General features: G+C 60.7%; 11 protein-coding genes and 1 tRNA gene. 6 read left to right on the top strand and 6 right to left on the bottom strand.

Annotated elements, in window-relative coordinates:
- Positions 1–56 precede the first annotated feature (56 nt).
- Both AL072_RS13940 and AL072_RS13935 read left to right on the top strand, forming a co-directional pair.
- Positions 57–362 carry a hypothetical protein gene (locus AL072_RS13940; RefSeq protein WP_045582053.1) on the top strand — a complete coding sequence of 102 codons (306 nt, stop codon included), beginning with the start codon at positions 57–59 and terminating at the stop codon, positions 360–362.
- 259 nt (positions 363–621) lie between these two features.
- Positions 622–2,181, top strand: coding sequence for a site-specific integrase (locus AL072_RS13935; RefSeq protein WP_144428219.1), 1,560 nt, complete (start codon positions 622–624; stop codon positions 2,179–2,181).
- 169 nt (positions 2,182–2,350) lie between these two features.
- Here the strand turns inward: AL072_RS13935 and AL072_RS13930 are convergent, their stop codons facing one another.
- On the bottom strand, positions 2,351–2,908 hold the full coding sequence (locus AL072_RS13930; protein ID WP_045582055.1) for a recombinase family protein: 558 nt from the start codon (positions 2,906–2,908) through the stop codon (positions 2,351–2,353).
- A gap of 175 nt (positions 2,909–3,083) precedes the next feature.
- Here AL072_RS13930 and AL072_RS33435 point away from each other — a divergent pair, with 175 nt between their 5' ends.
- The gene (locus AL072_RS33435) at positions 3,084–4,814 is read left to right on the top strand and encodes an RNA-directed DNA polymerase (protein WP_144428218.1); all 1,731 of its coding nucleotides are present in this window, start codon (positions 3,084–3,086) and stop codon (positions 4,812–4,814) included.
- Between the two features lie 199 nt (positions 4,815–5,013).
- Here the strand turns inward: AL072_RS33435 and AL072_RS13920 are convergent, their stop codons facing one another.
- The 3 genes from AL072_RS13920 to AL072_RS35310 all read right to left on the bottom strand — a co-directional run bounded on the left by AL072_RS13920 (position 5,014) and on the right by AL072_RS35310 (position 7,985).
- Entirely contained in the window at positions 5,014–6,744 is a 1,731-nt protein-coding gene (locus AL072_RS13920) for a hypothetical protein (protein WP_144428217.1), read from the bottom strand.
- A 224-nt stretch (positions 6,745–6,968) separates the two neighbouring features.
- On the bottom strand, positions 6,969–7,637 hold the full coding sequence (locus AL072_RS13915; RefSeq protein ID WP_045582057.1) for a DUF3102 domain-containing protein: 669 nt from the start codon (positions 7,635–7,637) through the stop codon (positions 6,969–6,971).
- A gap of 66 nt (positions 7,638–7,703) precedes the next feature.
- On the bottom strand, positions 7,704–7,985 hold the full coding sequence (locus AL072_RS35310; protein ID WP_045580520.1) for a hypothetical protein: 282 nt from the start codon (positions 7,983–7,985) through the stop codon (positions 7,704–7,706).
- A 58-nt stretch (positions 7,986–8,043) separates the two neighbouring features.
- Between AL072_RS35310 and AL072_RS13905 the strand changes: the two genes are divergently transcribed.
- A complete protein-coding gene (locus tag AL072_RS13905) occupies positions 8,044–9,390 on the top strand; it encodes an IS701 family transposase (protein WP_045582059.1) in 1,347 nt (448 codons plus the stop codon).
- A 573-nt stretch (positions 9,391–9,963) separates the two neighbouring features.
- Here the strand turns inward: AL072_RS13905 and glnA are convergent.
- Both glnA and AL072_RS33425 read right to left on the bottom strand, forming a co-directional pair.
- Positions 9,964–11,373, bottom strand: coding sequence for a type I glutamate--ammonia ligase (glnA, locus tag AL072_RS13900; protein ID WP_045582060.1), 1,410 nt, complete (start codon positions 11,371–11,373; stop codon positions 9,964–9,966).
- A gap of 278 nt (positions 11,374–11,651) precedes the next feature.
- Positions 11,652–12,116 carry a P-II family nitrogen regulator gene (locus tag AL072_RS33425; RefSeq protein ID WP_158511065.1) on the bottom strand — a complete coding sequence of 155 codons (465 nt, stop codon included), beginning with the start codon at positions 12,114–12,116 and terminating at the stop codon, positions 11,652–11,654.
- 243 nt (positions 12,117–12,359) lie between these two features.
- On the opposite strand from AL072_RS33425, the gene AL072_RS13890 reads away from it, so the two are divergent.
- Both AL072_RS13890 and AL072_RS13885 read left to right on the top strand, forming a co-directional pair.
- Positions 12,360–12,435, top strand: a tRNA-His gene (locus AL072_RS13890).
- 176 nt (positions 12,436–12,611) lie between these two features.
- A complete protein-coding gene (locus AL072_RS13885; protein WP_045582061.1) occupies positions 12,612–14,075 on the top strand; it encodes an NAD(P)H-hydrate dehydratase in 1,464 nt (487 codons plus the stop codon).
- The last annotated feature ends 38 nt before the right edge of the window (positions 14,076–14,113 follow it).

The following is a 14,113-nucleotide window of genomic DNA, read 5'->3' as shown; positions in this document are numbered from 1 at the left end:
GGCCGGCCGTTCCGCGTCCCCTCTGTGCAGCGATCACCGCGATTGGGGGCGAAGGCATGGATCCGGGACGCGATTCGGAACGCGATCAACGGCGCGAACTGCTCACCCGCGTGCGCCTCGTCGTCGAACATTACGAGCGTCACAGCACCGCCGGGCCGACGATCATGCGCGGGGTGCGCTACGACCTTGCGGTGCGGGCGACCGACCTGAACGGCGACGGCTGCCTGTTCCCCGCCTGCACCTGCGCGAAGGCGGATTGTGCGGAGCGCAAGGGATGTCCATCGCCCGATGTCGGTGTCTGGATCGAGCAGGCCAAAAAAGAAAGCCGCCCCCGGAGCGAACCGGGAGCGGCTTTCGAATGATGCAGGACCCGAAGCGGCGCCCGTTGCCGGACGCCGCAAGGCAACATCAAACCGAGTAGTACATCTTGTACTCGATCGGGTGCGGCATGGTCCTGAAATCATTGGATTTTTCCCACTTCACGGCGTAATTCGCGCCCGCAGGTACACCGGGGAGGTACACCGGGGAGGTACACCGGAACGGCCTGTCGGCGCCCGTGAGTGAGGGCATCCGGTGCTTCATGTCCAACGTCGGGGCGATGGGTTCAGGTGGCGGCGCAAGGTGCCTGAGGGCCTGCGTTCGCGGTTTGTTAAGCGGGAACTGGTGGTGTCCCTGCGGACCAAGGATCGCGCCACGGCCATCGTCAGGGGACGGAGGCTGTCCGCGGTTGCCGACAGGTTGTTTGCCAGCGCCATGACCGATACCGCCCTCACCACCGACAGGATCAACGCCATTGCCCGCGATTGGCTGGCGAAGGAACTCGACGCGGCGGAACGCGATTTGGAGAAGGTCAGGGCAGGGGAAACCCTCTATGCCGCTCCCGATCCCGAGATTGAGCCGATCCAAGCCGACTTGACGCTCTTGTCCGACCTGATCGGGGACAGCCGGGAGGCGCTGGCGGTCAACGACTATAGGCAGATTGAGGTTGTGGCCGATGAACTCTTGGCCGCAGGCGGGCTGTCGGTGGATCGGGCAAGCGATGCCTATGGGCGGTTTTGCCGCACCCTCCTTCGGGCACAGGTGGAGTTGCTGAACCAGACCAAGGCCCGGCGGGTGGGCGACTATGGGCACCCCGCCCGTGATCCGCTGTTCGCCCTGCCGCCCGCGGCGACTGCCGCAGCCCCGCCGGTTGATCGCACACCCCAATCTATGGCGCTGGCGGAGTTGGTGGAAGTCTACGCCGAAGCGAAGGTCAGGGACGGGGAATGGAAAGGGCGGACCCTCACCAACACCAAGCCGAAGCTGACCCGTTTTGCCGAAATCCTGAACAACAAGGCAGTTGATGACCTCACTCGGGATGATGTCCGTGACTGGCGCGATGCGCTGGCCGATATGGAGTTGTCGAACAACACCATCATCCAGAACTTCAAGTACGTGAACGCTATGCTCAATTGGGCGAAGATCGAGGGGAAATGCACCATCGACAGCCCGTTGAAGGGACTGGCGCCCAAGGCGGATGACGCGGATCGTGACGCCTACACCCCCGCAGACCTGAAGGTGCTGTTTCATTGCCCGCTCTACACCGGCCATTGGCGGGCGGATCGGCGGGAGAGGCCCGGCGGCGTTCTGGTGAAGGACCATAAGTTCTGGCTGCCCCTGATCGCCCTGCATTCCGGCTTGCGGGCTGAAGAGGCGGCTAAGCTGAAGGTGACGGACCTGCGGCAGATCGAGGGCATCTGGTGCTTCTCAGTGGAAGACACCAAGACGGCGGCAGGAACGCGCATCGTCCCGGTGCATCCGCGGCTGATCCGGCTCGGCCTGTTGTCCCACCACGAACAGGTGTCCAAGAAGGGCGCCGGTCCCCTGTGGCCCGAGATAAAGCCGAGTGCCGATGGGCGCTATAGCGAGAAGTTCTGTGCGTGGTGGTCGCACTTCAGGCACTTGGTCGGGCTTGGCCGCTCCGGTCTGAAGTTCCACAGCTTCCGCCACACCTTCATATCCAGTTTGCAGGTTGCCGGGGTGCCGGAAACACTCAGCGGGCAGCTTGCCGGCCATGTGGTCAATGTCGGCATCACCTACGGCGTCTATGGCGGAAAGCTACTTTCGGCACCCGAACGCTTGGCCCTAATCGAGAAGCTGGATTTCGGCGTTGACCTCTCGCATCTGGAACCCGCCGGGTGACAAGGGCAGGGAGAAATCTACAGCGGCCCCGCGTGACGGAAGGTCGGAACAACAACCGAGCAACGGTGCTTTAACCCCATTCTGCGAAGTGTGATTTCCGGAGGGGGCGGGGGAGGGCGGAGAGTGTCTTCCGGTCCCTTGGGACTCCTACCGCCCTGCGGTCCCTGGATCACGCATCGGCACCAAGGATGCGGTAGACGCTCGCACGGCCGATCCCGAGCCGCTTGGCAATCTCCGTTGCCCCTAGCCCTTCCGCCTTCAGGGCCATCACGTCTTCGGCCTTGGCCTGTGCCGTGGGCTTCCTGCCCTTGTATTTCCCCTCAGCCTTGGCCTTGGCGATGCCCTCGCGCTGGCGTTCAAGCATGATATCCCGCTCAAATTCCGCTACGCCGCTAAGGACGGTCAGCATCAGCTTGCCGGTGGGGGTGCTGGTGTCGATACCCATGTTCAGGATGCGCAAGGATGCGCCCTTGGCCTTCAGGGCGTCGAGGATCGTCATCAGGTGGGCGACGGAGCGGGCCAAGCGGTCGAGCTTCGTCACTACGAGGGCATCCCCTTCCCGAATGAAGTCGAGGGCAATGGCAAGCTGTTCCCGGTTCGCCACGTCCACCGACGATACCTGTTCCTGAAATAGCCGCTCGCACCCCGCCGCCTGAAGGTCGCGGACCTGTGCCTCAATGCCGGCTTTCTGGTCAAGGGTGCTGGTGCGAGCGTAGCCGATCAACATGGCCTGTTCCGTCCCAAGTGTCTCAATGAACCCTTAGACGTTATCGTCTCGTTGTCTCAAAAATGCAAGAGAGCACTTTATTGGGACGGCTTAGGCGTGGGCGTGAGACGGCTCGCTAGGGCACGGTCTATTGGGACAAGTGCCCCGCAGATCATATAGCCCTAATGGATAGCAGTTGACGGTCATTAACCCCTTTTGGGATAATCCATTTGTGGGTGGCGGTCTAATGTCAACTCTGCTGAAATTTTTCTTAGATCGTCTTCAAAGGACAAGGGAAATGGCGGAAAAAAGGAATAAGCACTCATTTGGAATTGATCCGGCTATAGTGAAAAAGTTTAACTGGGACAGAAGTCGCAGCCATGTTTTGGCGGATATGAAGACTGACTTTATATTTGCTCCGCATATCCGCTGCATATTTAAAGACTCATTCGATGATCTAAAGAGCGAACTTCGATCAGAATTAGAAAATGGAAAATTTTCTCCATCTATTCCAGTAACAATGGAAGTTCCCAAAAGTACACGGATGAGGTCTGTCTCTCTAAAGCGTCTGGGGCCGAGTTTCTCTCGCCCAGGCAGCATTCTTATGCCGAAAGATCGGCTTTTGTATCAACTTATTGCCGATGATCTAGCCAGCATCTTGGATCAGAATACGGACAAGTCACGTTCATTCAGCAACTGGATTGCTGGAAGTGAACACGAGGGAAAGTTTTTTGTTCCCAGCAGGATTTGCTGGAACGAAATGCAAGAGCGTCTTAGGGTTCTTTCGGAGCACCGCACCACCAAATATGTTGTTAAGCTTGATGTTGCAAGCTGCTTTTCATCGATTAACCAGCATACACTGATTAATTTCTTAAAGCATATTGGGTGCTCTGAAGCTCATTGTGCACCATTAGAAAATATACTGGTAAAATTTACTGGAGACAGAAATTCAAGAGGAATTATACAGGGTGTCTTCCCCTCAGACTTGCTTGGCAATTTTTACCTCACTCCTATTGATCAGCTATTAAGTGATATGAAAGTGCCATCTGTTCGGTATGTTGATGACATATATATATTTGTCAGGTCTTTCGATCATGCTGAACGGATAATTCGTGATATCACTCGTGAGCTTCGTGTATACGACTTGTATTTGAATGAATATAAATCATCGATTATGGCCGCATCGGCTTTGTTTACTGAGGAGCCAGATTTGGAAGCACTTTTTGAAGATGCTATCGATGAGGTGGAAAGTCAGTTTACCCATGACGAGATTAGCAGCGATTATGGATTTCAGACAGAATTTGATGATGAAGTTCCGGAAGTGACGGAAACGCCAGATAAGGAGCTTATTGCAACTCAGAGATTGTTCGATAGCGCCAATCAATATGAAGGTAGTGAAGAGAAAATCGAACGCTTTTGTCTCCCTCTTTTTGCTAAGGCAGAGTCTGACTATGCGATTGATCATGTGATAAGTAATCTCGTAATTCGCCCCTCCATGGCGCAACTATATGGCATGTACGCCTCGAAATTTTTGAAAGATGAAGTGGTTCTTAGAAACCACATTGAAAAATCAATTATCGAAGATGAACTATTTTTCGATTGGCAGAAAATGTGGCTTATTTCCTCTCTAATTGCGGGAGGTGTGGGGGGTGACAATTTAGTGCTTTGGTGTCTTGAATTGGTGGTGCAAAGTAAATGTCATGATGCGCTAAAAGCGGTGGCGGCAATATATGTGTGCCGGTTCGGTAACTTTATGAGACGGAAGTCGATATGTGGTGAGTACTCAAATTCTTCCCCTTATGTACAGTCGGCTATACTTTACGGGTCGCGATATTTTCCGTCTTCGGAAAGAAGGAATGCAGTTACTAACTGGGCTGGCCATGGATACATGCACGGACTGATAGCTCAAACATTGACCGGCCAATAAATATTATTTCGTTCATAATGCCTATAATCATAGAGGTGTTGGTTGTGCATATTTTGTTAATTGATCGGATTTTCTGAACAGGAGAGGAGGGGAGGGATCCGAATGCCCTCCCTATGTCATCATGTCGACGTCTCCTTTCAAGTTGTAGGTTCACATATATCTATTTAGCCATCAGTGTGCCGAATTTTATTATTATAGACTAGATAGGTGTCTGAAACTGGAATGAGATTTTTCGTGAAAATCCTCCAACTTCGATAATTCCAAGTTTGCCCAGAGCTTCACTGAAAGCCGGATGTTCCCGCACATCCTTATTGAAGTTCTCGGGTTTCATGCCAATTGCTTGTGCAACCTGCTTGAACCGCACCTTAGCGCCTGTCTGAACAATCTTTGCCATTTCCGACAGGTAAGCAATCGCCTTTGCGACATACCCGGTCAACTTCAACCCCTCAGGCCGCCACGGCTTGACCCTCGCACCTGGGAACGCCTTCGCCAGCGCCCCTTGGAAGTCATGGCGGCTGTTGCCGATAACGTAGGCACTGGTAGGGGGGCAACCATCACCCTCACAGCGACGCACAGAAGCCCGACATAGGGCCTGTAGGAGATGGTGCATCGTCTCCCCCATCTTTACCCGCGCTAGCGCCTCCGCGCTAACACAGGCGTCGGATGCCCGCTGATCGGCAACAGATCGCTTCAGAGCCTCATACTGTGCTGTGCCGTAGAACAGCGTCCCGGCAAGGATCACGTTCGGCCGATCCACGTAGGTGTTGGTTGCGATGTGGTTGCCCCACGTCAGGAAGGCTACATCCACATCGGCCCCTTGTAGGTGCTGGCGAATCAGTCGCTCGTAATCCCCGCCGGTAGGGTGAGGCTTGTGGACGATCACCAACCAAGGTTCCTGCGGCTTCGTCAGGACCATGCGGGCGACCTCCTTGCACAGTTCGTTACCATGCAGGGCGAAGGAGGATTTCCCGCCCCCCTTGTCCCATAGATGGACGGTGAGGTTGTCGTACCTCTTCACAGCCGATTGGAGCCTCACCAGCAGGCCACGGGCTTCCATGTCGTCATAGGTGGCCCGGACACGCCCCGACGCATCCAGGATGAGCATAGGCGCCATATCGGGCGGAAGGCTATCCCGGTAATCCACCAAGGCCCACCCATCCCTGTTGCCGCATCGGACGCTGACTGTTCGCCCTGACAGGTGCCATAGATCGGCCGCCGCATCCTTCGGCTTTGTGGGCGCCCTCCGCCCCATTGCCCGGATCACCTTCGGAAGCCCAATGCCGAACTCCGCCGCGAAGTCAGGAACGGTGTAGGCGCTGTTGTCGGGTAGCCCCTCGACCTCATTCACCATCGCCATGATCCGGGCGCGTAGGTCCGGGTTGATGGTGGACAGGGTTTCCAGCAGGCCGGCAATGGTGTTGGTGTTCAGTACCACGGCACGGGCAGGAAGGAACGACTCATCCCACACCCGAACCGCCCTTGGCTTGCCCTGGTAGAGGAAGGCGGAAGCATCGGACAACCGACGGCCCCGCATCCGCTCCAAACGCTGGTGGGTCGTTACCAGCACCTGCGCCTCTTGGGGAACCGGATGACCAAGGGCGTTCAGGGCGGGGTCGCTGGTCATGACGGCAACGGCGGCAGGCGGTAGAACCCCGAATGCGTTCATGCCCTGTACGAAGCTGCGGACCTCTTCCAGCCGACCAAGGCAGATCAGCACCCCAACACCGGCATGGGCGGGGGAGCGGACAAGGTTGCGGACAAAGGCATAGAGGGTTTGGGTCTTGCCTACCCCTGGGTCCAGGGATGACAGGTAGAGGGACGGACAGGCTGTGCCGTTTGCCATCGCCTCCATAGCCTTTACCTGATCGGACAGCGCATCCCACATCAAGGGGCTAGGGCTATGGCCCGCCGAAGTGAAATACTCCTTCAAACAATCAATCGTGATAGTGGAGAGCGAACCACATTCATGGTCCGTAGGGCACGGCAGTGCATTATCCACAGCCGTATTGGCTGGGAGAGCGATAGGTTCCATGGTTTTCCTGTTTGGGATTGTGATTGAAATTGGAGGGGAAGCTTCTCTTCTTCTTTAATAGAGGCGTCCCCCTTGTTTTGGCTTTAGCGCTTCAAGTAAAATTTTCCTGCCACTTCCAGTGCTTACCAAACACCTTTGATCCGAAGATCAGTCAGGATGCGAAGAAGGTCCTCTTTCGGTGTGTTGGAAAACTGTTCTTCCAATTCCCGGAAAATGGCTTCTCGTTCCTGAAAAGCCGAAGCCTGTGCCTTCAGGCATTCTTCAAACGTTCTGGCTTCCTTTTCGGCGTCGGTAAGGTCGTTGTTCGGGCGCAGCTTGTGTGCCTGCTTGACCATGGCTTCAGCCGTCATTCCGAACCGCTCGGCTGTCTGGGTCAGCTTGTCCGCAGCCACATCCCGTTCATGCTCCGCTCCCCGCTCGGCAAGAGCATGGATGCGCAGGACGTAATCCGCATCACGATGGGTGAACTCGGGGGCAGGGTCCTTGATACGCTTGGTTGCGAACGTCTGAAGGAAGGCGTCAATGCCGCCGTCAAAAGTGCGGAGGTCCGCATCTTTGGACAGCTTGGCGACACGCATATAGGCGGTGGCTTGGCGGTAGCTGAGGCGGCAGTGTGCCTGCACCCAATCCTTGAACGTCCCGTGCGGGCACAGGCCCTTGGCCTTCACCAATGCCTCACCGGCCCGCTTCGCCTCCAAGAGCATCCCCTTGGCGTGGTTGTGGGTCTGGGCGTGGGCATCGTTCACTTCGCGGGCCAGGAAAGGCAGGTCTGCGGTGATGGTCGGCAGCATGTTTTGATCCCTCAGAGTTGGAGTTTCTCCCTAAGCTGGACTTTGGCCAATTTCGCGATGCTGGGATCAGGCGTTGATCCAGAAGTCCGGGTCATTGGCGACGTAGTCGAGGGCTCTGTCGAGCGGCATGGTGGCGACGCCGAAGGGGCCTGACGCCCCCCAACTTTCGCCGTTCCACCAGAGCACCTTCACTTTGTCCCCGTCACCGGTGGGTCGAAACCTCGCGACGGGGGCACCGTTGTGCCCGCTGAGGAGCGTGTAACCGCGGGCGACCTTGCGTACGATCACGCCGCCGCCTCGGGTGCGATTGAAGCGCTCGATCCGCTCGAGCATGGCGTCCACGCTCATCGTGATCCTCCCGTTCCAGTCGGGTTTACCCAAGGGTTCCAACCAGCGGAGCCCTGTCATGTCTCCCGTTCCAGACAGCATTGAGCGCTGGATGGCGCCCTTTGCGGCGCTGTTCACTAGGCCGACCTGGCGCCATGTCCTGGTGCTGGTTGCCGGAGCGCTTCTCACCCCTGGGCGACGCACCGTGACGGCCGTGTTGAGCATCATGGGACAGCGCGAGACCGGCAGCTTCGCCAACTTCCACCGCGTTCTCAATCGGAACCGCTGGTCGAGCCTCGCTGTCGCCCGGCATCTGTTCACGCTCCTGATCGCCGCCTTCGTGCCGCAAGGCCCGGTGGTCATCGGCATCGACGAGACGATCGAGCGGCGCTGGGGTCCCAAGATCAAGGCGCGCGGCATCTATCGAGACCCAGTGCGCTCCAGCCATGGTCACTTCGTCAAGGCCAGCGGCCTGCGCTGGATGGTGGTCATGCTGCTGGTGCCGATCCCCTGGGCCGGACGGGTCTGGGCCCTGCCGTTTCTCAGCGCTTTGGCACCTTCGGAGCGGTTTGCCCAGGATACCCGACGTCGGCATAAGAAGCTTACCGATTGGGCACGGCAGCTTCTGCTCCAGGTCAGGCGCTGGGCGCCTGGTCGCCCGCTGATCGTCGTCGCCGACAGCAGCTACGCAGCCATCGAGTTGCTCAGTGATCTACGAGCCCACCTCACCGTCGTCACGCGCTTGCGCCTGGATGCCCGCTTGTTCGAACCGGCCCCGCCACGCATTCCGGGAACGAAGGGACGCCCTCGGGTGTCGGGCACCCGGTTGCCCTCGCTTGTCCAACGCCTGAAGGATACAGGCACATCCTGGTGCCGCGTTCGGGTGAACGGCTGGTATGGCGGTGGGGAACGCCAACTGGAGATCAGCACCGGCACGGCCATATGGTATCATCCCGGCAAACAGGTCCCGATCCGATGGGTGCTGGTGCGCGATGTGCAGGGCGCCTTCGAGCCGCAGGGCTTTCTGTGCACCGATCTCCAGGCCGATCCGCTCGATGTGCTACGCTGGTTCGTTCGGCGCTGGGCCGTCGAAGTGACTTTCGCCGAAGTTCGTCGACATCTGGGGGTTGAGACCCAACGGCAATGGTCGGACCAAGCTATCGCGCGCACCACTCCGGCCCTGCTCGGGCTGTTCTCGCTGGTCACGCTCTGGGCCAACGACATCTCCGCGGGGGCAGCGATCACACCGAGGGCCGCGCCGTGGTACCGTAAAGACGAGCCAACCTTCAGTGATGCCATCGCCGCCGTACGCCTCCAACTCTGGCGTGAAATGACTTTTCCAGTATCAGCCCATCACGCGGAGATCGCGAAACCCCCGGACCCTATCCTCAACCGACTGATCCAAGCCGTCTGCTTCCCGGCGTAAATGCGCAAAGTCCAGCTAAGGGTGGGTGAATTAATCGCTGCCAATGTTGCGATGACGAGAAGTTGTCAATTAGAAGTATGCAGGGAGCTTTTTGGCTACTAGATACGGTATGCTGGTCGCAAAATCGGACCTGACTAAGCCGACTTTGGGAAGCGGTGTCGGAGAGCGGCGCTTGGGCATCGGTCGGAGGGTAAGACGGCTGAGTAGGAAGGCACCAATATCAACCGCATCGACCTTTACCCCTCATTTGTGAAGCGGGATTTCCAGAGGGGCCGGGGGGCGTTGGTTCCATCTGGAGTCCCACGCATTCCCCGTGCTGATCCGTGCCCCACAGGCAGCGGCGGCAACGCCCGCTGAGTCGTTCGGGCTGGTGTTGGCTGCATCGGTAGCGGTCAGAGCAACCCGCAGCAGGGCGCCCATCTAAAGGCTTCCCAGGGGCACGGGGAGAGGCGCCAGTAACCGCAAAGAAAAAAGGCCCCCCGGTTTCCCAGGGAGCCTCTTGACTGGGTGCACCGGGCCGGTACACCCTCCGTTTCCGAAGTGATGAAAGGCCCAGTGTTTCCAAGGACCAAATCAAACCGAGTAGTACATCTTGTACTCGATCGGGTGCGGCATGGTCTCGAAGGCCATCATCTCTTCCGTGCGGAGGTCGATGTAGCCCTCGATCATGTCGGCCGAGAACACGTCGCCCTTCTTCAGGTACTCGTTGTCCTCGCGCAGCGCGGTGAGCGCCTCGCGCAGCGAGCCGCAAACCGTCGGAACCTTGGCCAGCTCGTCCGGCGGCAGGTCGTACAGGTTCTTGTCCATCGCGTCGCCGGGGTGGATCTTGTTCTGGATGCCGTCCAGGCCGGCCATCAGCATGGCGGCGAAGGCCAGGTACGGGTTGGCCGACGGATCCGGGAAGCGGACCTCGACGCGCTTGCCCTTCGGCGAGGCGACGTACGGGATGCGGCAGGACGCCGAACGGTTGCGGGCCGAGTAGGCCAGCAGGACCGGGGCCTCATAGCCCGGGACCAAGCGCTTGTAGCTGTTGGTCGACGGGTTGGTGAAGGCGTTCAGCGACTTGGCGTGCTTGATGATGCCGCCGATGTAGTACAGCGCCAGCTCCGACAGGTCGGCATACTGGTTGCCGGCGAACAGCGGCTGGCCGTCCTTCCAGATCGACTGGTGGCAGTGCATGCCCGAACCGTTGTCGCCGAACACCGGCTTCGGCATGAAGGTCGCCGACTTGCCGTAGGCGTGGGCGACGTTGTGCACCACGTACTTGTAGTACTGCATGTTGTCGCCGGTGCGGACCAGCGTGTCGAACTTGATGCCCAGCTCGTGCTGGGCGGCAGCCACCTCGTGGTGGTGCTTCTCGACCGGGACGCCCATCTCGGCCAGCACACTCAGCATCTCGGCGCGCAGGTCGTTGGCGCTGTCGATCGGCGCGACCGGGAAATAGCCGCCCTTGGTGCCCGGGCGGTGGCCCAGGTTGCCGTCCTCATAGTCCTTGCCCGACGAGTAGGAACCCTCGTCCGAGGCGAACTCGTAGGAAACCTTGTTCATGTCGACCGAGTACTTGACGTCGTCGAACACGAAGAACTCGGCTTCCGGGCCGAAGAAGACGGTGTCGCCGATGCCGGCCGACGCAGTGTACTTCTCGGCGGCCTTGGCGATGCCGCGCGGGCAGCGGGCGTAGGAGCCGCCGGTGCCCGGATCATAGACGTCGCAGAGGATGTTCAGCGTCGGCTGGGCGGCGAACGGATCCATCACGGCCGTCGTCGGATCCAGCTTCAGGATCATGTCCGACTCTTCGATGCCCTTCCAGCCGGCGATCGAGGAACCGTCGAACATGATGCCGTCCTCGAACACGTCCTCGTCGATGGTCGAGACGTGCTGGGCGGTGTGGTGCAGCTTGCCGCGCGGGTCGGTGAAGCGCAGGTCCACGTACTTGACGTCGTGTTCCTTGATCAGGTCGAAGACCTTGCTGATGTCGGACATGTCTCTTTTTCCACGCTTTAAGAGGGTTGGGTCCCGCTGCGTCAAACCGCGGACGGGGTCCGATGGAGACCCCGGTTGCGGAGGGCGGCGCTTGCGGCGGACGTTATCTCACGCCTTTCTTCCCCGCACAACGCGCCAACCCAAAAAGTCGCACGTCCGCCATAGGCGGCCATCGGCCGTTCGGCGGAGGGTGCGGCCGGGGCCGGCGGGAAGGGGAAGGGAAAACGGCGCATGTTGGCGGGTGCTGGTCGGTTGGAGGGGATCAGGGCCGCACGCGATCAGATCGCGTCGGCACCCTTCTCGCCGGTGCGGATGCGGACCACTTCCTCCACGGGCGTGACGAAGATCTTGCCGTCGCCGATGCGGCCGGTATGAGCGGCCTGCTGGATCGCCTCGATCGCCCGTTCCACCAGGGAATCTTCCATCACCACTTCGATCTTCACCTTCGGCAGGAAATCCACGACATATTCCGCGCCCCGGTAAAGCTCCGTGTGGCCCTTCTGGCGGCCGAAACCCTTGGCTTCGGTGACGGTGATCCCCTTGATCCCGACCTCGTGAAGGGCTTCCTTCACCTCGTCGAGTTTGAACGGCTTGATGATGGCTTCGATCTTCTTCATGGGTCTCTCGTGTACGAGGTGCCAACGCCGGCAGGCACCGTCCACGGCACTGCCGACAACGACGACGGTAAGCATGGAGCGTGCCACATTCGGCCGATCCGGTCCGGCGGCGCCGACGCTGGTCATAAGACGGTTGGATGCCGTCCGATGGGGCAGGGTACTGCCGAAGGATGCGGCGGAGTGAACAATATTTGTGCAAATGGCGCAAGCGATCCGCGCGTTCGCACCGCCGACGAGAGCCCAACGGGCACGGAATTGGGGGCGGAACGGCATCCTGGAACTTTTTTTGATGCCGTGAAAAAAGCCGCTTGACCGGGCGTCCGCTCTTGGAGCATAACGCGGCTCCCGACGGCGGCGACGCTGACGGCGGCGGTGGTAGCTCAGTTGGTAGAGCCCTCGGTTGTGGTCCGAGTGGTCGTGGGTTCGAGTCCCATCCATCGCCCCATTCCCTCTTCAAATCATGCGCAAAACCTGGTTTTTCGACGTCCGCACGGCTGGTCCGCCGTTTTGCGGGCGTTTATGCTTGTCCGCATCGTCCGATCCGGGTGAAGAGGTTGCCAACGGGTAGAGTGGGCGTGCATATGCTCGCCCTCGTGAAGGCCAGGGCCGGGGGAGTGGGGGATGGATGAGCTTCTGTCCGTCGCGGAGATGTATCGGGCCGACCAGCTGGCCATCGCCGCCGGAGTGCCCGGCCCGGCCCTGATGGAGGCCGCCGGCGCCGCGGTGGTCCGCGCGGTGTGCGAGCGCTGGGCGCCGCACCCGACCGCCGTGCTCTGCGGTCCCGGCAACAATGGCGGCGACGGTTTCGTCATCGCCCGCCTGCTGCTGGAGGCCGGCTGGCCGGTGCGGCTGGCGCTGCTCGGCACCCGGTCGGCGCTGAGCGGCGACGCCGCGGTCGCGGCCGAGCGCTGGCCCGGCCCGATCGAGGCCGCCGACCCCTACATCCTCAAGGGCAACCCGCTGGTCATCGACGCCCTGTTCGGCGCAGGGCTGTCGCGTCCGCTCGACGGCCTCGCCCGCGCCGTCGTCGAGGCGATGGAGGGGCGCACGGTGGTCGCGGTCGACGTGCCGAGCGGCCTGCACGGCGACAGCGGCCGCGTGCTCGGCGCCGCGCCCCAGGCGGCGCTGACCGTCACCTTCTTCCGCCGCAAGCCCGGCCATGTTCTGCTGCCCGGCCGCACCCTGTGCGGCGAGGTGGTGGTCGCCGACATCGGCATTCCGGACCGGGTGCTGGACGGCATCGCGCCGCAGACCGCGGTGAACGACCCGTCGCTGTGGCGCCACCGCTTTCCCTGGCCGGCGCTTGACGGCCACAAATATGCGCGCGGCCATGCGGTGGTGCTGGGCGGAGCGCGGATGACCGGTGCGGCGCGGCTGGCGTCGGTCGCGGCGCTGCGGGCCGGGGCCGGGCTGGTCACCGTCGCCTGTCCGGCCGATGCCTTTCCCATCTATGCGGCCGGCTGCCCAAGCGTGATCGTCGAGCCGCTGGAGGATGCCGGTGCCTTCGGCCGGCTGCTGCAGGATACGCGGAAGAATGCCGTGCTGCTCGGGCCGGGAGCCGGCCGCGGCGCCCACACCCGTGCCGCGGTTCTGGAGGCGCTGGAGGCCCACCGGGCCTGCGTGCTCGACGCCGACGCGCTGACCAGTTTCTCCGATTCGACGGAGGAATTGCTCGACCGGCTCGACAAGCGCTGCGTCCTCACCCCCCATGAAGGGGAGTTCGCCCGGCTGTTCGGCGATTCGGTCGGGATGGACGGCGACAAGCTGTCTCGGGTGCGTGCCGCCGCGGCGCGGTCGGGCGCCGTCGTCGTGCTGAAGGGGGCCGACAGCGTGGTCGCGGCACCCGACGGCCGCGCCGTGGTCAACGTCAACGCGCCGCCCGACCTGGCGACCGCCGGCACCGGCGATGTGCTGGCCGGCATCGTGCTGGGGCTGCTGGCGCAGGGGATGGACGGGTTCGAGGCTGCCTGCACCGCGGTCTGGCTGCATGGCGAGGCGGGGTGCATGCTCGGCCCCGGCATGATCTCCGACGATCTGGCCGGCGCTCTGCCGGGCGTGCTGAGGGCGTTGAAGGCGCAGGGGTAGGTCGGGGCGGGGTACTTCCGACGGCTGCGTTCGCGCGC

This window comes from Azospirillum thiophilum (assembly GCF_001305595.1).
Taxonomy (GTDB): Bacteria; Pseudomonadota; Alphaproteobacteria; order Azospirillales; family Azospirillaceae; genus Azospirillum; species Azospirillum thiophilum.
The sequence above is the reverse complement of the archived record's forward strand: the minus strand, read 5'-3'. Positions and strand labels throughout refer to the sequence as shown.

Excerpts from the sequence above, each read along its gene's own strand:
- AL072_RS13940 (WP_045582053.1), top strand. The coding sequence starts at position 57 with ATGGATCCGGGACGCGATTCGGAACGCGATCAACGGCGCGAACTGCTC.
- AL072_RS13930 (WP_045582055.1), bottom strand. The coding sequence starts at position 2,908 with ATGTTGATCGGCTACGCTCGCACCAGCACCCTTGACCAGAAAGCCGGC.
- AL072_RS13915 (WP_045582057.1), bottom strand. The coding sequence starts at position 7,637 with ATGCTGCCGACCATCACCGCAGACCTGCCTTTCCTGGCCCGCGAAGTG.
- AL072_RS35310 (WP_045580520.1), bottom strand. The coding sequence starts at position 7,985 with ATGAGCGTGGACGCCATGCTCGAGCGGATCGAGCGCTTCAATCGCACC.
- AL072_RS13905 (WP_045582059.1), top strand. The coding sequence starts at position 8,044 with ATGTCTCCCGTTCCAGACAGCATTGAGCGCTGGATGGCGCCCTTTGCG.
- glnA (WP_045582060.1), bottom strand. The coding sequence starts at position 11,373 with ATGTCCGACATCAGCAAGGTCTTCGACCTGATCAAGGAACACGACGTC.
- AL072_RS33425 (WP_158511065.1), bottom strand. The coding sequence starts at position 12,116 with ATGACCAGCGTCGGCGCCGCCGGACCGGATCGGCCGAATGTGGCACGC.
- AL072_RS13885 (WP_045582061.1), top strand. The coding sequence starts at position 12,612 with ATGGATGAGCTTCTGTCCGTCGCGGAGATGTATCGGGCCGACCAGCTG.